Genomic DNA, 23,216 nt, shown 5'->3' on the forward strand with positions numbered 1-23,216 from the left:
CGGCGGGCCGGTGTTCCTAGTTTCGCCCTCATGACCCCACCTCCGAAGCACCCGAACCCGCCCGCCGTCCCGCGCACCTCGAACCGGCCGGCCGGTGACCACCGCTCGGGCACCGCGAGCCGGTCCCGCGGACCGGGGTCCCGCGCCGTTGTCGGTGTAGGTGCGGCGGTGGCGGGCGTTGTCGTCGTCATCGGGCTCTTCGCCGGTACCGTCGCCGAGGCCGCACCGGCGCCCGCGGCCGCGGGCCACGCCGCGCACACCGACCTCACCCGCCCGCACGGCACCGACGCCGACGCCGACAGCGACACGGCGATCGCCGCCCTGGCCGCCGCGCGGAAGATCGCGGACGGCACCCCGGGCGCCGACATGGTGGTCCCCGCCGTGGTTGTCGACCTCGGCTACGAACCGGTGGTGGAGCAGGCGTCGGCCGCCAAGCGCACAGGCGACTGCTCGTCCCCGGTGCCGCTCCCGCGGTCGTTCGAACCCGCCTGCCGCGTCCACGACCTGGGCTACGACCTTCTGCGCGTGGCGCACCGACACCAGGTCCCGATCCCACCCGGGCTCCGGTCCGACCTCGACGCCCTCCTCGCGCGGCAGCTGCACGACTCGTGCGAGGGGCGCACGGCGTGCACGGTGATGGCCGACATCGCCCACGCGGCCGTCCAGCTCAACACCGTGCGCCAGAGGCACGGTGCGCCCGTCGAGGAAACGCTGCCGTGGTGACCCGGGTCGTCGCGCGGGTCACGCTCGACGCCGTGATCGTGTACGCGATCGTCGGCGCGCTGGGCTCCGCCCTGTGGTGGGCACTCGACTCGGGGCCGTTGGCAGCTGATCCGCGACTCGTCCTGAACGACCGGGCCGCGTCGTCGGCCATCCGCGTATACGGCGACCACCCCGGTCTCGACCCGGACCACGCGGCGCGGCTGACCACCGACGCCCTCGTCGGCGCCGGCGGATTCGACCGGTCCGTCCTGCTGGTGACCATCCCCACCGGATCGGGTTGGGTGGACCCGGCGCAGGTGACGGCGATCGAGGACTGGTCCGGGGGCGACGTGGCGACGGTGGCGATGCGTTACTCGTCCGCGCCCTCGGCGGCCGTGTACTCGCTCCGGCCGGAGTTGGCGGCCGACTCCGCGCACGCGATCCTCGCCGAGATCACGTCGCGGCTCCGTGCACTCCCCCACGACGACCGTCCGAAACTGGTGGTCCACGGGGTGAGCCTGGGGGCGCAAGCCGGAGTGGCGGCGCTGCGTGACCCCGCGGTCGCCGGGCTCGTCGACGTCGCACTCTGGCAGGGCCGTCCCGGGTCGGCTGCGATGGCCACGGCATCAGCGGCACCGTCTGCGGCAGCAGCGCCCTCCGCGGCAACTCCGGCCGGATCCGAACCGTTGGCCCGCTGCACGGTCAGCGAGGTCAATCCCGACGACCCGGTCGCCGAGCTCGGTCGGGACCTCCTCCGCAACCCGGTGCGGGCTCTCCGTGTGCTCTCCGCACTTCCGGGGTCCGACTCCGCGGCCCCGGGGGTCCGGCACCGCTACCGGCCGGTCCTCCCGCCCTCCGGGTGTGTCTCGCCCGGCCTCTGACCGGCGGCTGTCTCAGCTCACGAGCATCCACCCGCCGCCGGGTCAGCGTTGCTCGCGGACGGTGCCCGCGTCCACCAGGAGCTCACGAGTCGACCGGAAGGCATCACGCATACGCCGGTCATGCGTCACCAGCAGGACGGTGCCGTCGAAGTTCTCGACCGCCTCCTCGAGCTGCTCGATGGCGGGGAGATCTAGGTGGTTGGTGGGTTCGTCCAGCACCAGCAGGTTCACGCCGCGGTGCTGCAGGAGAGCCAGCGCCGCGCGGGTCCGCTCACCCGGTGAGAGTGAATCGCACAGTCGCGACACGTGCTCGCCGCCGAGACCGAACTTGGCGAGCAGCGTCCGGGCCTCGGTGGGGTCGGCCCCGTCCGGGTCAGCAGCGGCGCAGAAGACGTCGAGGAGCTCATCCGGACCGGCGAACGCGGCGCGCGCCTGATCAACCCGCCCCGCCTCGACGGAGGAACCGAGGGTGACCCGCCCGGACCCCGGCGTGCGATCGCCCAGGAGGAGCGAGAGCAGTGTCGACTTGCCGGACCCGTTGGCGCCGCTGATGAGGACCCGGTCGCCGGCATCGATCTGCAGCGTCACCGGGCCCAGCACGAAGTCGCCCTGTCGGGCGAGCGCCTCGTCGAGCACGGCCACCACCGAGCCGGAACGCGGCGCCGACGCGATCTCCATCCGCAGCTCCCACTCCTTGCGGGGCTCGGCCACCACCTCGAGCCGCTCCATGGCCCGCTCGGACTGCGCGATCTTGGCCGCCTGCTTCTCCGAGCGCTGCCCGGCCCGGTTGCGGATGTGTTTGTCGCGCTCAGCGTCTCTACCGCCGGACTTGCGCATCGTGTTTCGCACGCCCTTGTCCAGCCACGTCTTCTGCGTCTGGATGCGGCTGGCGAGCTGATCAACCCGCCCCGCGTACTCCTCATACGCCTCGCGGGCGCGCTGACGCGACAGGACCCGTTCGGCAAGGTAGGACTCGTATCCGCCGTCGAACACGGTGATCTGTCGCTGCGCCGCATCGAGCTCGACAATCCCCGTGACGCAGCGGGCGAGGAACTCACGGTCATGACTGACCACGACCATCGGCCGCCGCTCGGATCGCATAAACTCCTCGAGCACGTCGAGCCCCGCCAGGTCGAGGTCGTTGGTCGGCTCGTCCAACAGCAGGATGTCGTACTGACTGAGCAGTACCGCCGCGAGGTTGACCCGGGCCGCCTGCCCACCGGACAGCGCCGCGACCGGAAGGCCCAGAACCTGCTCGTCGAGCCCGAGTCGTGCGGCCACAACCGGGATCCGATCGTCCAGGTCGCCGCCTCCGAGGGCCAGCCATCGCTCGAGGGCATCCCCGTAGGCCTCGGCGGCCGCGTCCGACTCCGCCATCTGCTCGGCCAAACCGTCCATGAGCGTCTGGGCTCGCGCCACACCGGTCACCCGGTGCAGGAGTGAACGGACGAGCTCGTCGTCGTCGCTCTCCACCTCCTGGCGCAACACTCCGACGGTCGCCTCCGGTGGGCTCACGGTGATCCGACCGGACATCTCCGCATCGGGAGCACCGGCGAGCGCGTGGAGCAGCGTGGATTTACCGGCACCGTTGGGGCCGGTCAGTCCCCAGACGTCACCGGCGGCGACGACGAGATCGAGCCCGTCGAAGAGTGTTCGTGCACCGCGGGTGGCCCCGACCCCACGTGCCGTCAACGTGGCCGTCACAACCCGGCGCCCTGCAGACGGGCGCTGGTGTGGAGACAGATCGAGGCGGCGGTGACGATGTTCAGGCTCTCCGCTCGCCCGCGGATCGGAATGCGGACCCGCACGTCGGCGGCCGCGGCCAGCGCAGCGGGCACCCCGTGCGCCTCATTGCCGAAGACCCAGGCGGTCGGGCGCGACAGGATCTCGTCGGCGTGCTCGATGTCCACCTCGCCGTCGGCGGTCGCCACGGCGATCTGTAACCCACTGGCGTGGGCGCGCGCAACCAGCCCCGACTCGGCGATGCCCCGCACGACCGGTAGATGGAAAAGACTCCCCGCGGACGCGCGGACCGCCTTGGGGTTCTCGGGATCCACCGAGCCCTCGGTGAGCCATACCGCGTCGGCGCCGAGCGCATCCGAGACGCGGATGAGGGTGCCGACGTTGCCGGGTTCGGCCAGGGCCTGCCCGATCGCCACGAGCCGTGCCGGGTGCGACCCGGCGGTGTCGGCCGGATCGTGCCCGGATTCGACAACGAGGGTCCGACACAGCGCGACGATCCCGGACGGCGTCACGGTATCCGCGAGGGACCGCATCGCCCGCGCGGTCACCATGGAGACCCGAACGCCGCGTCCGCGGGCAGTGTCGATGAGGGCGGAGAACCGATCGGCAGCGTCCTCGTCGCAGAAGACCTCCAGCGCACGGTCGGTCGCCAGGGCCGCCTCGACCGAGTTCGCGCCCTCCGCGAGGAAGCGGCCGGCCTTACGTCTGGATGCCGCCCGGTGGAGCTTCGACGCAGAAACGACCCGCGGGGTCCGTTCGGTGAACGGATCCGCGGGTCGTCGCTGCGTGCCCTGCTCGGGCGAGGTGTGATGCGTCAATTGGCGGACGTCAGGCCGCCGGAGCGTTGACGTCGGCCGGGAGGGCCTTGCGCGCGACCTCGACCAGCGCCGTGAAGGCGGCCGGGTCGGTGACGGCGAGATCGGCGAGGACCTTGCGGTCGACCTCGACGCCGGCGAGCTTGAGGCCCTGGACGAAGCGGTTGTACGTCATGTCGTTGGCGCGGGCCGCCGCGTTGATGCGCGAGATCCACAGCTTGCGGAAGTCGCCCTTGCGCTGGCGACGATCGCGGTAGCTGTAGTTCATCGAGTGGAGCATCTGCTCCTTGGCCTTGCGGTACAGCCGCGAACGCTGCCCGCGGTAGCCCTTGGTGGACTCGAGTACGGTCCGACGCTTCTTCTGGCCGTTGACGGCCCTCTTCACGCGTGCCACTGGTCAATCCTCACTGGTCTGGGGTGGCCACCTGCTGCGGTGACCGAAAGTTCTACGTATGGGAAGGGGCTCAGAGCCCGAGGAGCCGCTTGATGCGGGGCACGTCGGCCGGGGCGACGTCGGTGCGGCCGTCGAGACGACGGGTGCGCTTGGTGGGCTTCTTCTCCATGATGTGGCGGCGGTTGGCCTGCTGGCGGACCAGCTTGCCGGTTCCGGTCTTCCGGAAACGCTTGGCGGTGCCCTTGTGGGTCTTCATCTTCGGCATGATCGGTCTTCCTCACATGGTTCGTCCCGGGACCCGGTGGGGTCTCGGGGGGCGGACGGCGGACGTCCGGGGTCTGGTTCGGCGTTTCAGAGCCGGGCGGACTACTCCGAAGCGGGGTCGGTGACCTTCGAGTCCTGCGCCTTGGCGCGGGTCTTCGCGCCGCGATGGGGGGCCACGACCATCGTCATGTTGCGGCCGTCCTGCTTGGCGCTGGTCTCGACGTATCCGTAGTCGGTGATGTCGTCCGCGAGCCGCTGCAGCAGACGGAACCCGAGCTCGGGCCGTGACTGCTCACGGCCGCGGAACATGATCGTGACCTTGACCTTGGAGCCCTTCTCCAGGAAACGGACGACGTTCCCCTTCTTGGTCTCGTAGTCATGCGTATCGATCTTCGGACGGAGCTTCTGCTCCTTCACGACGGTCTGCTGCTGGTTCTTCCGGGCCTCGCGTTCCTTCTGCGCGGCCTCGTACTTGAACTTGCCGTAGTCCATGATCTTGCAGACCGGCGGGCGGGCGTTGGGCGCGACCTCAACGAGGTCCAGATCGGCCTCCAGGGCCAGACGAAGTGCATCCTCGACGCGAACGATCCCCACCTGCTCGCCCCCGGGGCCGACGAGTCGGACTTCGGGGACACGGATTCGTTCGTTGATACGTGCTTCGGCGCTGATGGGCCCTCCTCGGTAGTAACGGTGCGTGTGTGCTGTCGACCACTCGCGTGATCGCACCTGCGCCCTCGAGGGACCCCGGTCGCCCCGACGAACGTCGGGAAAACCGAGAAGGCCCCACGGTACGAATACCCGGGGCCTCTCACTCCTCACCCTCGTCGAAGACACGTCTGCCATACTTCGCAGACCCCTCGCCGGGGGTGGTGACCATCAAACAACCCTACTGGCGTCGGATGGTGGGAGATCAGGCTCCTCTTGGACGATGGACCCCATTGCTTAACGGGATCCCACAGTCGAGGTAGAGACTACCAGGTTCGGCGGGGACCCCCAAACCGGTGCCCGTGCACGCGCGACCGGGCCGTCCGTGGGACAGTATTCGCCATGACCACCGACCAGCCAGCATCCGCCGACCAGGCCTCGGACAGCCCCCTCGAGGAGCACGTCGATGCCCGTGAGGTCGAGATCGTCGATCTGGCCGACGTCTCCGCTCAGGAAGTCATCTTCCGGTCCATCGTCGTTCTCATGAGCGCGGCCGCGGAGAAGCTCGGACTCTCCGACGATGAGCCGACGGCCAGCGCCCACCTCGATCTCGACGAGGCCCGCAAGCTCGTCACCGCCCTGGCCGGCCTCGTCGCCGGGTCCGCCGAGCACCTCGGCCCGCAGGCGAGCGTGGTGCGCGACGGCCTGCAGGGCCTGCAGCGCGCCTTCCGCGAGGCCAGCGCCTACCCCGATCCGCCCGGCGAGGGACCCGGAGAGAAGTTCACCGGCCCCGTCTACTGACTCACTTCCCGCGGGACCGTGATCCCGCCCACGCACATCAGGGCCGCCCCGGGACAGAAACGCCCCGGGGCGGCCCTTGCGTGTCAGCGAAGCGACCTGGCCTTTCGCGCGGCCTTGGCCGCGGTCTTCTGCGCCGGGGTCTTCTGCGCCGAGGTCTTCTGCCCTGCCGACTTCGTTGAAGTGGACTTCTTGGGTGTCGCCTTGGCCGCGGACTTTTTCGCCGCGGTCTTGGCCGCCGGCTTCGTGGCCGGGCCCGGCGCTGAATCGCCCGCTGCGTCCTCACCGCTCGGCGATCCGGCGGGCAGGATCTCGGCGAGGAAGCGCCCAGTGTGACTCTCCGGCACCCGCGCCACCTGTTCAGGCGTGCCCTCGGCGACCACCATTCCGCCGCCTGCACCACCCTCGGGCCCCATGTCGATCACCCAGTCGGCGCTCTTGATGACATCGAGGTTGTGCTCGATGACGATCACCGTGTTGCCCTTGTCCACCAGCCCCTGGATGACCAGGAGAAGCTTGGTGATGTCCTCGAAGTGCAGGCCCGTGGTGGGCTCGTCGAGGATGTAGACGGTCCGTCCGCTGGATCGCTTCTGCAGCTCGGCGGCGAGCTTGACGCGTTGCGCCTCGCCTCCGGACAGTGTGGGTGCGGACTGACCGAGCCGCACGTATCCGAGACCGACCTGGGTGAGCGTCTTGAGGTAGCGGTGGATCGAGGTGATCGGCTCGAAGAACTCACAAGCCTCCTCGATCGGCATGTCCAGCACCTCGGCGATGGTCTTGCCCTTGTAGTGCACCTCGAGGGTCTCGCGGTTGTACCGCGCTCCGTGGCAGACCTCGCACGGGACGTAGACGTCCGGCAGGAAGTTCATCTCGATCTTCAACGTGCCGTCGCCCTGGCACGCCTCGCAGCGGCCGCCCTTGACGTTGAACGAGAACCGCCCCTGCTTGTAGCCCCGGACCTTGGCCTCTGTGGTGGCGGCGAAAAGGGTGCGGATCTTGTCGAACACGCCCGTGTAGGTGGCCGGGTTGGACCGGGGTGTCCGGCCGATCGGCGACTGGTCCACCTGCACCAACTTGTCGAACGACTCCACGCCGTCGATCCCGGAGTGCCTCCCCGGGACCTGCCGGGCCCGGTTGAGCTGGTTGGCCAGCGCCGTCGCGAGGATGTCGTTGACCAGGGTCGACTTGCCCGATCCGGATACTCCCGTGACCGCACACAGCACGCCGCCGGGGAACACCACGTCCACGTTCCTGAGGTTGTTCTCGCGGGCGCCACGCACCCGCAACTGCTTGTCCGGATCGCGTTCACGGCGAGACTGCGGGAGCGCGATGGAGCGTCGACCAGCGAGGTAGTCACCGGTGAGTGATTCGGTGTTGGCCAGCAGCCCCTCGTAGTCACCGGAGTGGACGACCCGGCCACCGTGCTCGCCGGCGAGAGGTCCGATATCGACGATCCAGTCGGCGGCCCTGATCGTGTCCTCGTCGTGTTCGACCACCAGGAGGGTGTTCCCGAGGTCCCTCAGACGCACCAGGGTGTCGATGAGGCGTCGGTTGTCGCGCTGGTGGAGCCCGATGGACGGCTCGTCGAGCACGTAGAGCACCCCCGCCAGACCCGAACCGATTTGGGTGGCCAACCGGATGCGCTGTGCCTCGCCGCCCGACAGGCTTCCGGCAACGCGGTCGAGCGACAGGTAGTCCAGCCCGACGTCGAGCAGGAAGCCCATGCGCGCCTGGATCTCCTTGAGCACGCGGCCGGCGATCATGGCCTGCCGGGCGTTCAGTTCGAGCCCGTCGAGGAAGGCTGCGCAGTCCGCGACGGACATCCTGCTGATATCGGCGATCGAGCGCTCGTGCCCGCCGTGACCGCTCAGGGTCACCGCGAGGATCTCGGGCTTGAGACGGGTGCCCTCGCACGCGGGACACGGCACCTCGCGCATGTAGCCCTGGTACCGCTCCTTCTGCGACTCCGATTCGGTCTGCTCGAGCCGGCGCTTGAGGAACGACATGACGCCCTCGAACTTGGCGTCGTACGTCCGCACCCGCCCGTAGCGGTTGCGGTAGCGCACGCGGACCTTGGTCGAGGCACCGCCGAGAACGGCCTTACGCACCTTCGCGGGCAGCTCCTGCCACGGGGTGCGGAGGTCGAAACCCATGTCGTCAGCAAGTCCGGTCAGGAGTTGCTGGAAGTAGTCCGCGCTCTGGCCGCCCGCCCACGGGGCGATCGCACCGTCCGCGAGAGAGACCTCCGGATCGGGTACCACCAGGTCCGGATCGACCTCGAGGTGCGATCCGAGACCGTCACACACCGGGCACGCACCGTACGGCGAGTTGAACGAGAACGCCCGGGGCTCCATGTCGTCCAGGGCGATGGGGTGACCGTTGGGGCAGGCCATGTGCTCGGAGAAGCGCCGACGCCGGCCCGGGTCCGATTCCTCGAGATCCACGTAGTCGATCACGATCACACCGTCCGCGAGGCCGAGCGCGGTCTCCACGGAATCGGTGAGCCGCTGCCGTGCGGACGGCTTGGCGGCGAGACGGTCCACCACCACCTCGATGTCGTGCTTCTCCTGCTTCTTCAGCGTCGGGGGCTCCGCGAGGGTGTGCAGTTCCCCGTCCACCCGGACGCGGCTGTACCCGTCAGCGGCGAGCTGGGCGAAGAGGTCCACGAACTCGCCCTTGCGTGTACGGACCACCGGCGCCAGGACCTGGAAGCGGACGCCCTCCTCGCCCTCCAGGATCTGGTCGACGATCTGCTGGGGCGTCTGCCGCGACACCTCCTCACCACAGGTGGGACAGTGCGGGACGCCGGCCCGGGCGTACAGCAACCGGAGGTAGTCGTACACCTCGGTGATGGTGCCGACGGTCGAGCGCGGGTTCCGGTTGGTGGACTTCTGGTCGATCGACACCGCCGGGGAGAGACCCTCGATGAAGTCGACATCCGGCTTGTCCATCTGGCCGAGGAACATCCGCGCATACGCCGAGAGGGACTCGACATAGCGCCGCTGCCCCTCCGCGAAGATCGTGTCGAACGCCAGCGAGGATTTGCCCGACCCCGACAGACCGGTGAACACGATCAACGCCTCTCGGGGGACGTCGATATCCACGCCCTTGAGGTTGTGCTCACGCGCGCCGCGGACGACCAGCCGGTCCACCATGGGGGTTCTCCTTCCGGGGGGAGGTCGCCACATTGCCGTACGTGCCGCATGGCCGCCGTTCCCGCACACGAAGGTACCAACGTCGTCCGACATGTTTCCGGTCCCCGACCACCGGCAGCGTCGGTAGCCTGCAGCTATGTCGACTTCCACCACGCCAATCCCTGACCGAATCACCCTCACCGAGGGTTACACCGGCCGTCTCGACGGCCGTCTCACCGGCGAGCGCTGGACCGTGGGTCCTGCCCGCCTGACCAAGATCTCCGTCGGCGAGATGGACAACAACGTGTACATCGTCGAGTCGGTCGCGACGGGCGACGTCCTCCTCGTCGACGCGGCCAACGACGCGCCTCAGCTGATCGCCCACCTGCGTGAGCACGCCCCGTCGCTCAAGGAGGTGCTCACGACCCACCTGCACGCCGACCACTGGATCGGGCTCGCGGAGACGGTGGAGGCGCTCGGTCTCACCACCATCGCCTCCCCTGGTGACGCCGGGTCGATCGACATCCCCACCGATCGTCATGCGTCCCATGGGGACCAGCTCACCGTCGGCGATCTGCGGCTCGAGGTGATCGGGTTGCGCGGGCACACCCCGGACGGCATCGCCCTGCTGCTGAGGACGGACGAGGGCACCCACCTGATCTCGGGTGATTCGCTGTTCCCAGGCGGCCCGGGCAAGACCGGCTCACCGGAGGACTTCGACCGTCTCATGAGCGACCTGGAGTCGCGGGTGTTCGCGGAGCTCGAGGACGACGTGGTGGTCCACCCCGGGCACGGCGACGACACCACCGTGGGGGCCGAGCGCCCGCACCTGGCCGAGTGGCGGGACCGCGGCTGGTGACGGGAGAAGGACATCGGTGATCGCCGCTCCAGCCGCCCGACCGAACCGTCGCGACGGCCATATCCGAATCGTTATCAATCCCACTCGTCACACGATTCCCGCAGCCCATCCCCTGTCGGACATCGTCGACACCGACCCGGGATGACGCGATCGGAGGCGCGGCACCCGAGTTCGCACTAGGTTCGAGCACGCACTCCCACTGATTCAGGAGGAACGATGATCCGACGACTCGCACGACCAATGCTCGCCTCGGTTTTCGTCATCGACGGCATCGAGACGTTGCGTAATCCCCAGGCCCATGTCGCCGATGCGGCCCCGCTGGTCGACCAGGCCACCCCGCTGGTGGAGAAGGGGGAGCAGGCGGTCAACGAGCGCGTCAACACGACCGTGCCGCCCGTCCCCAAGGACACCGAGACCCTCGTCAAGGCACTCGCCGGGGTCAAGATCGGCGCGGGCGCTCTCTTCGCGCTGGGCAAGGCGCCGCGGTTGTCGGCCCTCGCCCTGACCGCGTCACACGTGCCCTCGACGGTCAGTCGTCACGCGTTCTGGACGGAGTCCGATCCGGCGGCGCGCAGCCGTAAGACGACCGGCCTGGCAACCGATGTCGCACTGCTCGGCGCACTGCTGATCGCCTCCGCCGACACCGCCGGCCAGCCGGGGCTGGCCTGGCGCGCCGGCAAGGCCAGGGACAAGGTCGCGGCCAGGTTGCCCGGGGCGAAGGCGGAGGCCCTCACCGCCGGCTCGGCTGTCGCCGGGGTGGCGCACACCGTGGCCGACCAGGCGCGCGACGCAGCCGACACCGTCCGCGACAAGGCGCCCGAGGTGGCCGAACAGGTCCGCGAGCGGGCCCCCGAGGTGGCCGAGCAGGTTCGTGACCAGGCGTCGGGCATCGCCGGACTGGTGAAGTCCAAGGCCCCTGTCATCGCCGCTCAGGTGCGCGACCGCGTCGCCGACGCCCGTGAGCAGGTCGCCCCGTACGCGGCAGAGGCACGAGAGCGCGCCACCACCGCCGCACACCTCGCCGCGGAGGAGGCCGGACCGCTCGCCGCGCAGGCGCGTGACCGCGCCGGGTCCGTGGCGGCGAACGTGGCCGACCGGGTCGAGGAGATCGACACCTCGGCCGTGCGCAAGACCGCGAAGGACGCCCGCAAGGCGGCCGAGAAGCGGGGCGGCAAGACCGAGAAGCGCGCCCGCAAGGCCGGCGCCGACGCCCGGAAGAAGAGCGACAAACTGCGCAAGAAGGCGGCCAGGGCCATCGCGCCCTGACGCCACTCCGGCCCACCCTGGGGCCGCCCGGGTCCAGTGACGACCCCGCCCGTCGACGGGCGGGGTCGTCGTCGTCGGTCCTGTCGCGAATACCGGTAGCCTGGACGTCCTGCCCAGAGCCGTCCACCAGGGAAGGAGCGCCCGTGACGGGAAACGATGCCCTCGCCGAGGAGCAAGAACACCTCGGTCGACTCCTCGACCGGCTCGAGGAGTTGCGCAAGGACACCCGCGCGCGGCTCGACGCCGTTCTCCGCGGGACCGGAGGGACGCCCCAGGCCCGATCCGAGCGCGAGTCGTTCGCCCGCCTGTACTCGTCGGAGCTCGCGTCCTTCAACGCCGCCAACCTGGGCCTGTACTTCGGGCGCCTGGACATGGAGGACGGCGAGGTCCGCCGGATCGGCCGCGTGGGACTGAGGGACGACGACGAGGACCTCACGACGCTTCTCCTCGACTGGCGCGCCGACCACAGCCGGCCCTTCTACCTGGCCACGACGGCCCGCCCGGAGGGGGCCCACCGGCGTCGCCATCTGCGCACGATCGGCCGCCGGGTGATCGGCGTGCACGATGAGTTCCTCACCGCCCCGGTGGACGGCGACGTGCCGGAGGACCACGACGACGTGGTGGGTGAGTCCGCGCTGCTCGAGGCGCTGGACGCGGCCCGTTCCGGCCACATGACGGACATCGTCGCCACCATCCAGCGCGAGCAGGACGAGATCATCCGTAACCCACACTCCGGGGTCCTGGTGGTCCAGGGTGGCCCCGGCACCGGGAAGACCGCGGTGGCGCTTCATCGCGCCGCCTACCTGCTCTACACCCATCGCCAGCGGCTGGACCGCAGCGGCGTGCTCATCGTGGGCCCGAACCCGCGGTTCCTCGACTACATCGCCCGCGTCCTCCCGTCCCTCGGCGAGTCGGGGGTCGTTCTGCGGACTCTCGGGGACCTCTACCCCGGGGTGAGGGCGACCGGTCCCGAGTCCCTGCGCGGCGAAGAGGTCAAGGGCTCGGAGGCGATGGTCGACATCCTCAGGGCCGCGGTGCGGGCACGCCAGCTCGCCCCCGCGGACGAGGTGGAGGTCCACGTCGACGGCCACCGGCTGGTCCTGGAACCGGCGACGGTCCGTGCCGCGCGCGGCCGGGCCCGGATGACGCGCCGCCCGCACAATCAGGCGCGGGACGCGTTCGCGACGCGGATCACGGAGGCACTGACCGAGCAGTACATGGCCGCCCTGACCGATCCCGTGGGTGACGCGGAGGACGAGGCGTGGGCACCCCGGGGCGACGGCCTGGGCGATCTGGGCGATCCGGCCCGCCCCCTGTTGGACGCCGAGGACCGGGCCGCTCTCCGGACGGAAGTCGAGGAGTCCGTCGAGGTGGGCGAGGCCATCGACGAGTGGTGGCCGGTACTGCGACCCGAGCGGCTTCTCGCGGAGCTCCTGTCGAGTCGTGAGCGGATCACCGAGGCCGCCGGCGACTATGTGGCAGAGGACCAGGAGGCGCTGTTCCGCGAGGACGGTTACGCCTTCTCGGTGGCCGACGTCCCGCTGTTGGACGAGCTGGCGGAGCTCCTCGGCGACGACCCGTCGGAGGAGGGCACCGAGGCCGATCGCGCGTGGGCCGAGCAGGTCCGTCAGGCGGAGGAGGCACTCGAGATCCTCACCGGTTCCGCGGTCCAGGACATCGAGGATGATCTCGACCCCGAGGTGCTCATGGCGTACGACGTGGTGGATGCGGAGTCGCTGGCCCGTCGGCACAGCGCGGATTCCGATCTCACCGTCGCCGACCGCGCCGGTGCTGACCGGACGTGGGCGTTCGGGCACGTGATCGTCGACGAGGCGCAGGAGCTGTCGGCGATGGCGTGGCGCACTCTCATGCGCCGCTCCCCCAACCGCTGGATGACCCTGGTGGGCGATGTGGCCCAGACGTCGAGCCCGGCGGGTATCGACTCGTGGGGCGACGCGCTGTCGCCGTATGTGGACGACCGGTGGGTGCTGTGCGAGCTCACCGTCAACTACCGGACCCCGGCGACCGTGTCGGCGGTGGCCGAGGCGTTGCTCGCCGAGATCGACCCCGCGGCGACGTCGCCGCGTCCGGTCCGTCAGGGCCGGCACCCGGTGGAGTGGGCGGAACCGGACGCCGCGTCGTTGGTGGATCTGGTGGTGCAGCGGGTCACCGCCGTATCGCCCGAGCGGGCCGTGGCGGTGGTGGTCCCGGATGGGAACGAGTACGACGACGACAACGACGTCCACTCGGAGGACGGTCACGGCACAGCGGACGGTGGTCGTGTGAACGATTCCGCCGCGTCGACCGGTTATCCGGATCTTCGCGAGGCGGTCGAGCGCGTCCGCCCGGGCACGTCCGTGTTGCCGCTGGCGTTGGCCAAGGGGCTCGAGTTCGACGTGGTGGTGGTGATCGATCCCGAACAGATCCTGGCACGCTCGCCCCAGGGTCTCCAGGACCTCTACGTGGGTACGACCCGGGCGACGCAGGAGCTGGTCCTGGCCCAGCCAGGAGGTTTCGGCCCCCTGCTCGCGGAGATCCGGGACACGCTGGCCGGCAGCAGAGAGGAACTCACCGCATGAGGTCCGTTCCGGATCGCGTCCGGGTGGTGCCGGCCCTCCTCATCCTCGCGCTGGCCGCCGGCGGGTGCGGTCAGGCGGCCGAGGTGGCGTCGGAGACCGCCGCCGACTCCCCCACCTCCGTGAAGGCGAACAGCGCGCCGGCACCTGCCGACCCCGCACCGGAGACGAGGACCGACGCCGAGCAGGCGTTTCTCGATGATCTCGCGGAGTTCGGGCTGCCGACCGGCATGAGCGCCGAAACCACTGTCGAGGTGGGGATCGGGATCTGCGAGAACACCGCGGAAGGTGTCGACACCGAGACCATTCTCGACCAGATCCGCCCCCTCAGCAGCGCGATCGCCACACAGAGCAGGGACCAGGACACCGACCGCGTCGGTCGCACCATCGTGGAGGCCAGCCGGGCTCACCTCTGCGACTGATCCGGCCGGCCTCGATGCAAGACGAGCGCCCCGCCCCCGGAGTTCCGTGCCGAACGATGCCCACGGTTCCCTGGCCGGGCGTGCTGCTAGGTGGTGTGGACGATGAGCACGTCGCAGGTGGCGCGACGCGCGGCGTCGGCGGGCACCGAACCCAGGAGCCGACCGGTGAGCGAGTTGAGACCCTTGTTGCCCACGACCAGCAGGTCGGCGCCGGTCTCCTCCGCCAGGGAGATGAGCGACTCGACCGGGGCGCCCTTGACGGTGCGCACCTCGATCTCGGTGGCGCCCGCGGCGTGGGCCCTGTCCTTGGCGCCGCGGACGATGTCCTCGGCGGGATTGTCGCCACGGATCTGGTAGGCGTCCTCGCCCATCTGATCCGCCACCTGGCTGACCGACCGCTGATCGGCCGGCACGTACGCGCAGGCCACCACCAGGGTCGCAGACGCGTCGGCCGCCAGAACCGCGGCACGTTCGACCGCACGGTACGACGACTCGGACCCGTCCGTCCCCACGATCACCTTGGTGTAGGCGCTCATTCTCAGTCCTCTCCTAGGGAACACGTTTCATCCAGCGTAGACGGCAGAGGCCGCCACCGTAGGGGGTAAGCGTGTCACATCACAGATGAGCTATCACTCGATACCGGCCTCGCGCATACCCTTGAGTTCCTTACGGAGCTCGGCGATCTCGTCCCGGAGGCGTCCGGCCAGCTCAAACCGCAGATCTGTAGCCGCAGAAACCATCTGCTCGGTCATCTCCTCGATGAGCTTCTCCAACTCCTGCCGAGGACGGGCGGCATCGCCCACCGCGCGGGCGCCGACGAGTTCGGGGCGCTCCTGGGCATCGCCCGTCAGGGGCCGATCCTCCCCGACCCGATCGAGGATGTCGGCGATCTTCTTGCGCAGCGGCTGCGGGTCGATCCCGTGCTCGGCGTTGTAGGCGAGTTGCTTCTCGCGGCGCCGATCGGTCTCCTCCATCGCGTGCTGCATGGAGTCGGTGATCCGGTCCGCGTACATGTGGACCTCGCCGGAGACGTTTCGCGCGGCACGACCGATGGTCTGGATGAGCGAGGTGCTCGACCGGAGGAAGCCCTCCTTGTCCGCGTCGAGGATCGCCACCAGCGAGACCTCCGGCAGGTCGAGTCCCTCGCGGAGGAGGTTGATGCCCACCAGCACGTCGTACTCGCCGCGCCGGAGATCACGCAGCAACTCCACACGCTGCAGCGTGTCGATCTCCGAGTGCAGGTAGCGCACGCGAACGCCCAGTTCGAGCAGGTAGTCGGTGAGATCCTCGGCCATCTTCTTGGTCAGCGTGGTGACCAGCACCCGCTCGTCCCGTTCGGCGCGCGCCCTGATCTCCCCCACCAGGTCATCGATCTGGCCCTTGGTCGGCTTGACCACCACCTTCGGGTCGACCAGCCCGGTCGGACGGATCACCTGCTCGACGAACTCGCCGCCGGTCTGCCCCATCTCGTAGTTGCCCGGCGTGGCGGACAGGTAAACGGTCTGCCCCACCCGCTCGGAGAACTCCTCCCAGGTGAGCGGCCGGTTGTCCAGCGCGGACGGCAGCCGGAACCCGAAATCCACGAGATTGCGCTTGCGGGAGGCGTCGCCCTCGTACATCGCCCCGATCTGGGGGACGGTCACATGGGACTCGTCGATCACCGTGAGGAAGTCCTCCGGGAAGTAGTCGATCAGTGTCGCCGGCGAACTGCCCGCCGCGCGCCCGTCGATGTGCCTCGAGTAGTTCTCGATGCCGGAGCAGAAGCCGACCTGCTGCATCATCTCGATGTCGTAGGTGGTGCGCATGCGAAGCCGCTGGGCCTCGAGCAGCTTGCCCTGGTTCTCCAGTTCCGCGAGCCGCCCCTCCAGTTCCTCCTCGATGGAGGCGATCGCCCTGGCCATGCGCTCCGGACCCGCGACGTAGTGGGTGGCCGGGAAGATGCGCACCTCGTCGACCTTGCGCACCACGTCCCCGGTGAGCGGGTGGATGTAGTACAGGGCGTCGACCTCGTCGCCGAAGAACTCGATGCGGACGGCGAGTTCCTCGTAGGTGGGGATGATGTCGACGGTGTCGCCCTTGGCCCGGAACGTCCCGCGGGTCATCGAGACGTCGTTACGCTCGTACTGCACGTCGACGAGGAGCCGGAGCAGCTGGTCGCGGTCGACCTCCTGCCCGACGGACAGCGCCACTGAGCGGTCGAGGTAGGACTGCGGGGTGCCCAGGCCGTAGATACAGGAGACGGAACTGACGACGACGACGTCGCGGCGAGACAACAGCGAGGACGTGGCCGAATGCCGGAGCCGCTCCACATCGTCGTTGATGGAGGAGTCCTTCTCGATGAAGGTGTCCGTCTGGGCGATGTACGCCTCGGGTTGGTAGTAGTCGTAATAGGACACGAAGTACTCGACCGCGTTGTTGGGCAGCATCTCCCTCAACTCGTTGGCGAGCTGCGCCGCGAGCGTCTTGTTGGGGGCCATCACCAGTGTCGGCCGCTGCACCTGCTCGATGAGCCACGCCGTGGTGGCGGACTTGCCGGTACCGGTCGCGCCGAGCAGGACCGTATCCCGCTCGCCCCGGCCCAGCCGCTCGGCCAGCTCTGCGATCGCCGTGGGCTGGTCGCCCGACGGCGTGAACTCGCTGACCACCTCGAAACGGTCCGTACTGCGCTCGATATCGCCGATCGGACGGAACTCCGAGTAGGACAGGACAGTCGGGTCGACGGGGATCCCGTCGTCGGGGATCTCGGTCGCGAAAGCCATGACATCCAGGATACGAGCCTGCGACGCGTCCCGCTCGTCTAGTGTTTACGCCTCCACCGCCCGCATCGCCGCCCCGTCCATGAATCGGCGTGAATCGTGCTCGTCCGTCTGGAGTCGCCCTGTGTTCAATGAACCTCGTCGTCGTCGTACTTCCCACCGCCCCGGATACCGCATCGGGCGCCGACCCGCGGCGATGGCCACCGCCACCGCCCTCGCGGCGGGGACCCTCACCCTCGCCGCGCCGATCGCGGCCGCAGCCCCCTGCGACCCCTGGCCGCCGTCGGGTGCCGGCGGCGGGGGCGGCGGGGGCGGCTCGAGCAGCCTCGGCGGTTCGTCCGCGGCGCCGTCGAACCCCGCCACCCCGTGGCACAACGGCGAGTCGGGATACATCCCCGTGCTGGAGGGCCGCACCACCACCGTCGAGCTCCTGACCGGGCCCACCAGCCCCAACGACACCGTGGACCGCTTCGCGATAACCGGCACCGACCTGGGCATACTCTGGGAGAATGGCAACGCCGACGGGAAGAACCAGGTGCACATGGCGCTCGGCGACACCATGGGCGACTGCAGCGTCGACGGCGACCAGTGGCGCAGCAACATCCTCTTCCGCTCCTCGGACCGCGACCTCTCCGATGGCATGCGCATCGACGACGCCCCGATGGAACGCGCGGGCATCGCCAAGTCGATCCTGCCCCGGCAGAACGTCCCGGGTGAGACCACGGTGATCCCGACCGCGGGCGTCGCCGTGGGGACGACCCAGTACGTGCGCTACATGTCCGTGCGGACGTGGGGCGCACCCGGCGAGTGGACCACCAACTACTCGGCCCTGGCAAAGTCCACAGACAACGGCGAAATCTGGACCGAGGTCGCCGGCACCGCCCGTACGGGGACAGGCGATCCGGCGCTGGTCCCGTCCGCTCTCGGGGAACCGCACTCCGCACACACCGCCGGGCAGATGAGCGCCTTCCTCAAACACGACGGTCACGTCTACGAGTACCTGACCCCGTCGGGCCGCAACGGCTCGGCGATCCTCGCCCGCGTCGACGAGGCCTCGATCGAGGACATGGACGCCTACGAATTCTGGGACGGCACCGGCTGGGTGGCGGATCAGGACGCCGCGACGGTGGTGCTCGACGGCCGGGTGAGCGAACTATCGGTCTCCTGGAGCGAGCACCTCGGACAGTTCATCTCGCTGTACACCGACCAGAACAACGACGTCGTCATGCGCCGGGCCCCGACGCCCCAGGGACCGTGGTCGGGCAGGGACATCCTCCTGTCGTACGACCATCTCCCCACCCTTTACGGGGCGTTCGCGCACCCCTGGAGTCCCGCGATCAAGACGAACGGGGATGATCTGTATTTCACGCTGTCCACGTGGGACGCCTACAACGTCTTCCTCATGAAGACGGATCTCGATGAGCTCCCCGCGCGGACGGCGCCGTCCGCGGCGGCCCGCATGCGCGCCGCCGACGACAGCTGGACCCGCGACACCCCCGACCCCGCAGACACCGGCGAGACCGTTCTCGTCGACCGAATCCCCCTCCCGGAGGCCTAGTACATGACCCGCCCCCTCACCCCCTCCCTCGCCCGGCGCCTCGCCTCGGCGGCCGCTGTCACCGTGACCGCCGCCGCCACGGTGACGGCCGTCAGCACACTCGGCGCGGGCACGGCCGACGCCGGACCCTGTAGCGAGATGTTCGGCAACTTCGGCTCGCTACTCGAACACCGGACCGGCGCAGGGATGGCCACCGGCTCCCTCGGGTCGCTCGGCTCAACCGGCGACTCCGGGTCGCTGGGCTCGGCTTCCGGGTCGCTGGGGTCAGCGGACCGGTCCGGGTCGCTCGTGCAGGAGCTCGAGACCGGGTCGGTCGGCAACGGTCTCTCCGGATCGCTCGATCCGCTCGTGGGCTCCGTCTACGGGATGCCGCCGTGGATCACCGGCGAGGAGGGCACCGTGCCCGTCCTCCGCGGCCCCACCCAGTTCCTGCAGCTGGTCACCGGCCCGACCAGCCCCTCCGAGTCCCTCGCCGAGTACGGGGTCGGGGGAACCGACCTGGGCATCATGTGGGACAACGGCGACGCCGATGATCGCGAGATCCTCATGGCCTTCGGCGACACCATGGGCGACTGCTCCGTGCCCGGCAACCAGTGGCGCTCCAACGTCCTGTTCCGCTCCGGCGACGCCGTGCTGGACGACGGCATCACCATAGACTCCGCCGCGATGGGGGCCGACGGGCTCGCCAAGTCGATCGTGCCCCGGGCCGACCAGCCCGGCGAGGTGACGATCATCCCCACCGCGGGCATCTCCGTCAACGGGGTGCAGTACCTGCGCTACATGTCGGTGGCGCACTGGGGACAGCCGGGATCGTGGACGACGAACTACTCGGGCATCGCCTACTCCACCGACAACGGCGAGAACTGGACCCCCGTGCCCGAGATGGCCCGGCCGATCACCGACGCGGTGCCCGTCGGCGACGGCGCGCCCGCCGTCGACAGCTCCTGGCGCGGAGCGCAGATGAGCTCGTTCGTCAAGGGCCAGGACGACGACTACCTGTACGAGTATCTGACGCCCTCGGGCCGGCAGGGCGCGGTGATCCTGGCGCGGGTGGCGACGGGCGACTCCCCCACCGCTGCCGAACTCGGCGACGACGACCTCACCGACGACACACTTCTCACGGGCGTGCTCGATCCGGCGGGTTACGACTACTGGGACGGGGATGCGAAGGCGTGGGTGCCCGATATCGAGGACGCCTCCGTCGTGATGCCCGCCCCCGCCAGCGAGCTGTCGACCATGTGGAACGAGCATCTGGGAAAGTACACGGCGATGTACTCCAAGGGGTTCGACTCGATCGTCATGCGCACCGCGGACCACCCGGAGGGGCCGTGGAGCGACACCACCGCCCTGATCGACTACTCGATGCTGCCGGGCGTATACGGGGGCTTCATGCACCCGTGGGCACAGGGTGGCGATCTGTATTACCTGGTCACCACCTGGAACGCATACAACGTGTTCCTCGTGCGCACCGACCTGAACGAGCTGTTCCCGGCCCCCTCCGCTCTGCGGACCGCGAGGGCCGCGTCGCCCGCACAGTCCGAGGTCGTGCGACAGGTTCCGGTCGCCGAACTGGTGAACGGGGTAGTCCCGACCGAGTGATCCGATGAAGACACCTGAAGGCCCGGCGAAAGCCGGGCCTTCAGGTGTCCGGTCCTCGGCTACTCAGGACCGCGCGGCAGCGTTCCTTGTCAGGACCGCGCAGACGCGCATCGCGCGCGCTCCCACTGCCGCGTCTCGTCGCGATCCGCGCGTCGAAGGATGCCGGCGTACTCCTCGCGGGCCGCGGGATCATCGGCGATCACCTCCGACATGAGTAAAGAGAACTCGTGTTCCGGGTCGTCCTCCGCGATGACCGACACCTCGACGGGCCGCGCGGGATCGCACCAGTGGAACAGCGGGCGTTCGCTCGAACGGTCCCTCACCCAGCCCGCGGCGGTGAGCGCGCGCAGTGCCGCGTCCCGGCCCGCCTCATCACGGACCGTCACCTGGATATCGATGATGTCCGGCGCATCGAGTCCGCCCACCGAGGTCGGACCGACGTGGTCGATCCGCACGGCGACCTCCCCCAGGACGTGGCCCAGCCGCGCCGACGCCCGCTCCGCCTCGCCCGCCCACTCGGGACGGAACGGCACGACCGCCCGATCCCCTATCACCGGCGTGCCGGTCCGGAGATTGTGCTCGAACGGCAGCAGCCGGGACTCGACGAGCGATCGCGTCAGATCCGCGACGACCTGACGCTCCCCCGAGTTGTCGAGCAGGACGTCGGCGACCGCTCGCCGCTGCTCGTCGGTGGCCTGCCGGGACATGCGGGCCCGTGCGTCGTCCTCGGGCATTCCGCGCTGCTCGACGAGTCGCTGTAGGCGGATATCGGCGGGCGTGTCCACCACGATCACCAGGTTGTATCCCGGGGTCATCCCGCCCTCGACGAGCAACGGCATGTCGTGCACGACGATCGCGTCCTCCGGCGCCGTGCCGAACAGTTCGGCGGTGCGCTGGCCGATCAACGGGTGCGTGATCGCGTTGAGCGCGGCGGTGCGCCCCGCGTCCACGAACGCCAGCCCCGCCAGGGCCGCCCGGTCCAATGCCCCGTCCACGCCGAGGATCTGCTCGCCGAACTCGGCGACGAGCATGGCCAGGCCCGGAGTGCCCGGCTCCACGACCTCACGTGCGATCCGGTCCGCGTCGACGATCACCGCCCCGGCCTCAGCGAGCACCGCGGTCACCGTCGACTTACCGGCACCGATCCCTCCGGTCAGACCCACCATCAACATGCCTGGAGTGTAAGTGACCCATCAATGTGCACCCCAATAACCACTTCCCCTAAACTCCCCCTTATGCGTCGTCGTTCAGCGATCAACTCGCTTCTCCTCACCGTGCCCGTGGCCGTCATGTCGGTATCCCTCGTGGCCCCGGTCACCGCCGCCGCCCAGTCCTCGGGCTCGCTCGGCTCCGCTGGACTGCCCGGGTCGAGTGGCTCAGCGGGATCGACCGGATCGACGGGGTCCCAGAGCGGGCCGTGCAACAACTTCCTCGGCAACTTCCCTCCCGCCTCGCTGGGCTTGAACCTCACCACCGGTTCACTCGCCGACGCCGCGAACTCCGTGGCCGGTGTCGCGGCCTCCTCCGTGCGCGACTTCCCGCGGTGGATCACCAGTGACCAGGGCACGATCCCCGTACTCAAGGGCGCCACGTCCGTACTCCAGCTGGTCACCGGCCCCACCAGCCCCGCCAAGACCGATTCCGCGTACAACATCCACGGCACGGACCTCGGGATCATGTTCGAGCACGGCGACGAGACGATGGTGATGTTCGGGGACACTTTCGGCGACTGCACCCTGACGGACAACAGCTGGCGGTCCAACGTCATGCTCACGGCGCAGTCCGGCACACCCACGAACGGTCTGAGGATCACCGGCGCGCGGCCCTCCGACGGGAAGCAGGCAACCGCGCTGGTCCAGGGCGCCCACCAGGCGAACGGCGTGGGCGAGGTGACGGTGATACCCACCGCCGCGATCAGCGTCGGCGACACCATGTACATGCGCGTCATGTCCGTGCGGGACTGGAACGCCCCGGGTGGCTGGAACACCAACTACTCCGCACTGGTGAAGTCGGAGGACGACGGCGCCACCTGGACCGTCCTCACCGACTCGATGCGCCGCGTCACCAACTTCACTGATTGGAACCAGTCGGTGAAGTTCGATACGCCACACACCGCTGAGAACCTGCCCGCAGTCGACCAGGACCGCTGGTACGGCATGCAGATGAGCGCCTTCCTCGAGGCCGACGGCCACCTGTACGAGTACATGACCCCGTCCGGGCGTCGCGGGCTGGCCACGCTCGCGCGTGTCGATCTCGACAAGATCGAGGACCCCACCGCATACGAGTGGTACGCGGGAGAAGGCGCCTGGGCCAACGAGCCGACCGACTACGAGGTCCTTCCGCGACCGGTCGAGGAGCTTTCCGTGGCGTACAACGAGCACCTGGACAAGTACGTGTCCCTGACCTCGATGGCGAGCGGCGTCGTCTCGATGCGGGTCGCAAACGAACCACAGGGCCCCTGGTCCGAGCCCCAGACTCTGGTCAACCGGCGCATGTTCCCCAACGCCTACGCACCGATGATCCACCCGGAGTCGATCACGTCGGGCGGGAGGTACCTCTACTACACACTCTCCACGTGGGATGCCTACAACGTCTTCCTGCTGCGCACCGACCTCGACCAGTTCGACTTCAGCGCACCCACCGCAGACACCAAGACCGACGTGCAGTCCCGTATCACCGTGGGCGAGGCGGTGAAGGCCGGCGCCATCAACGACGAGGGCGTGATCGACGAGCAGCGCCTGGAGGAGGCCGCCGAGACCGCACCGGCCGCACCCGAGCCGATCACGGAACCGGCGGGCCGCTGA

The 23,216-nt window shown here is 69.4% G+C and carries 19 protein-coding genes; 10 read left to right on the forward strand and 9 right to left on the reverse strand.

The features are described 5' to 3' along the window. Window positions 1-30: 30 nt before the first annotated feature. Together ACWGLC_RS12100 and ACWGLC_RS12105 are read left to right on the forward strand one after the other, a co-directional pair. A complete protein-coding gene (locus ACWGLC_RS12100; protein ID WP_452100139.1) occupies window positions 31-723 on the forward strand; it encodes a hypothetical protein in 693 nt (230 codons plus the stop codon). After that, on the forward strand, window positions 717-1,583 hold the full coding sequence (locus tag ACWGLC_RS12105) for an alpha/beta-hydrolase family protein (RefSeq protein ID WP_452100140.1): 867 nt from the start codon (window positions 717-719) through the stop codon (window positions 1,581-1,583). The genes ACWGLC_RS12100 and ACWGLC_RS12105 overlap by 7 nt, the downstream gene beginning before the upstream one ends. 42 nt (window positions 1,584-1,625) lie before the next feature. On the opposite strand, the gene ACWGLC_RS12110 is transcribed toward ACWGLC_RS12105, so the two are convergent. The 5 genes from ACWGLC_RS12110 to infC all read right to left on the reverse strand — a co-directional run bounded on the left by ACWGLC_RS12110 (window position 1,626) and on the right by infC (window position 5,525). Next, complete coding sequence (locus ACWGLC_RS12110) at window positions 1,626-3,287, reverse strand: ABC-F family ATP-binding cassette domain-containing protein (protein WP_452100141.1); 1,662 nt, start codon at window positions 3,285-3,287, stop codon at window positions 1,626-1,628. Continuing rightward, on the reverse strand, window positions 3,284-4,144 hold the full coding sequence (locus ACWGLC_RS12115; protein ID WP_452100142.1) for a TrmH family RNA methyltransferase: 861 nt from the start codon (window positions 4,142-4,144) through the stop codon (window positions 3,284-3,286). The genes ACWGLC_RS12110 and ACWGLC_RS12115 overlap by 4 nt, the downstream gene beginning before the upstream one ends. 10 nt (window positions 4,145-4,154) lie before the next feature. After that, on the reverse strand, window positions 4,155-4,535 hold the full coding sequence (rplT, locus tag ACWGLC_RS12120; RefSeq protein ID WP_182632080.1) for a 50S ribosomal protein L20: 381 nt from the start codon (window positions 4,533-4,535) through the stop codon (window positions 4,155-4,157). 70 nt (window positions 4,536-4,605) lie between these two features. Next, entirely contained in the window at window positions 4,606-4,800 is a 195-nt protein-coding gene (rpmI, locus tag ACWGLC_RS12125; protein ID WP_007630819.1) for a 50S ribosomal protein L35, read from the reverse strand. A 101-nt stretch (window positions 4,801-4,901) separates the two neighbouring features. Next, the gene (gene infC, locus ACWGLC_RS12130) at window positions 4,902-5,525 is read right to left on the reverse strand and encodes a translation initiation factor IF-3 (protein WP_230931334.1); all 624 of its coding nucleotides are present in this window, start codon (window positions 5,523-5,525) and stop codon (window positions 4,902-4,904) included. Between the two features lie 321 nt (window positions 5,526-5,846). Between infC and ACWGLC_RS12135 the strand changes: the two genes are divergently transcribed. Next, window positions 5,847-6,245: a DUF1844 domain-containing protein gene (locus ACWGLC_RS12135; RefSeq protein WP_230931333.1), complete on the forward strand. Its 399-nt coding sequence runs from the start codon at window positions 5,847-5,849 to the stop codon at window positions 6,243-6,245. Between the two features lie 83 nt (window positions 6,246-6,328). Here the strand turns inward: ACWGLC_RS12135 and uvrA are convergent, their stop codons facing one another. Then, window positions 6,329-9,397, reverse strand: a complete 3,069-nt coding sequence (gene uvrA / locus ACWGLC_RS12140; protein ID WP_452100143.1) for an excinuclease ABC subunit UvrA — start codon at window positions 9,395-9,397, stop codon at window positions 6,329-6,331. Between the two features lie 136 nt (window positions 9,398-9,533). Here uvrA and ACWGLC_RS12145 point away from each other — a divergent pair, with 136 nt between their 5' ends. The 4 genes from ACWGLC_RS12145 to ACWGLC_RS12160 all read left to right on the forward strand — a co-directional run bounded on the left by ACWGLC_RS12145 (window position 9,534) and on the right by ACWGLC_RS12160 (window position 14,499). After that, complete coding sequence (locus ACWGLC_RS12145; RefSeq protein ID WP_452100145.1) at window positions 9,534-10,235, forward strand: MBL fold metallo-hydrolase; 702 nt, start codon at window positions 9,534-9,536, stop codon at window positions 10,233-10,235. A gap of 216 nt (window positions 10,236-10,451) precedes the next feature. After that, window positions 10,452-11,501 (forward strand): DoxX family protein, encoded by a 1,050-nt coding sequence (locus ACWGLC_RS12150; protein ID WP_452100146.1) that lies wholly within the window; start codon window positions 10,452-10,454, stop codon window positions 11,499-11,501. Window positions 11,502-11,644: 143 nt separating this feature from the next. Continuing rightward, window positions 11,645-14,080, forward strand: coding sequence for a HelD family protein (locus tag ACWGLC_RS12155; protein ID WP_452100147.1), 2,436 nt, complete (start codon window positions 11,645-11,647; stop codon window positions 14,078-14,080). Beyond that, window positions 14,077-14,499 carry a DUF732 domain-containing protein gene (locus ACWGLC_RS12160; RefSeq protein WP_452100148.1) on the forward strand — a complete coding sequence of 141 codons (423 nt, stop codon included), beginning with the start codon at window positions 14,077-14,079 and terminating at the stop codon, window positions 14,497-14,499. The genes ACWGLC_RS12155 and ACWGLC_RS12160 overlap by 4 nt, the downstream gene beginning before the upstream one ends. An 86-nt stretch (window positions 14,500-14,585) precedes the next feature. Here the strand turns inward: ACWGLC_RS12160 and ACWGLC_RS12165 are convergent, their stop codons facing one another. Continuing rightward, the gene (locus ACWGLC_RS12165; RefSeq protein ID WP_230931327.1) at window positions 14,586-15,035 is read right to left on the reverse strand and encodes a universal stress protein; all 450 of its coding nucleotides are present in this window, start codon (window positions 15,033-15,035) and stop codon (window positions 14,586-14,588) included. Between the two features lie 93 nt (window positions 15,036-15,128). Further along, the gene (gene uvrB, locus ACWGLC_RS12170; RefSeq protein ID WP_452100149.1) at window positions 15,129-17,258 is read right to left on the reverse strand and encodes an excinuclease ABC subunit UvrB; all 2,130 of its coding nucleotides are present in this window, start codon (window positions 17,256-17,258) and stop codon (window positions 15,129-15,131) included. A gap of 121 nt (window positions 17,259-17,379) precedes the next feature. Between uvrB and ACWGLC_RS12175 the strand changes: the two genes are divergently transcribed. Both ACWGLC_RS12175 and ACWGLC_RS12180 read left to right on the forward strand, forming a co-directional pair. After that, window positions 17,380-18,813, forward strand: coding sequence for a DUF4185 domain-containing protein (locus ACWGLC_RS12175; RefSeq protein ID WP_452100150.1), 1,434 nt, complete (start codon window positions 17,380-17,382; stop codon window positions 18,811-18,813). 3 nt (window positions 18,814-18,816) lie between these two features. Then, entirely contained in the window at window positions 18,817-20,412 is a 1,596-nt protein-coding gene (locus ACWGLC_RS12180; protein WP_452100151.1) for a DUF4185 domain-containing protein, read from the forward strand. An 89-nt stretch (window positions 20,413-20,501) separates the two neighbouring features. Here the strand turns inward: ACWGLC_RS12180 and coaE are convergent, their stop codons facing one another. Then, window positions 20,502-21,584: a dephospho-CoA kinase gene (coaE, locus tag ACWGLC_RS12185; RefSeq protein ID WP_452100152.1), complete on the reverse strand. Its 1,083-nt coding sequence runs from the start codon at window positions 21,582-21,584 to the stop codon at window positions 20,502-20,504. Window positions 21,585-21,647: 63 nt separating this feature from the next. Here coaE and ACWGLC_RS12190 point away from each other — a divergent pair, with 63 nt between their 5' ends. Next, window positions 21,648-23,216: a DUF4185 domain-containing protein gene (locus ACWGLC_RS12190; RefSeq protein ID WP_452100153.1), complete on the forward strand. Its 1,569-nt coding sequence runs from the start codon at window positions 21,648-21,650 to the stop codon at window positions 23,214-23,216.

It is taken from the genome of Dietzia sp. NPDC055877 (assembly GCF_053615975.1).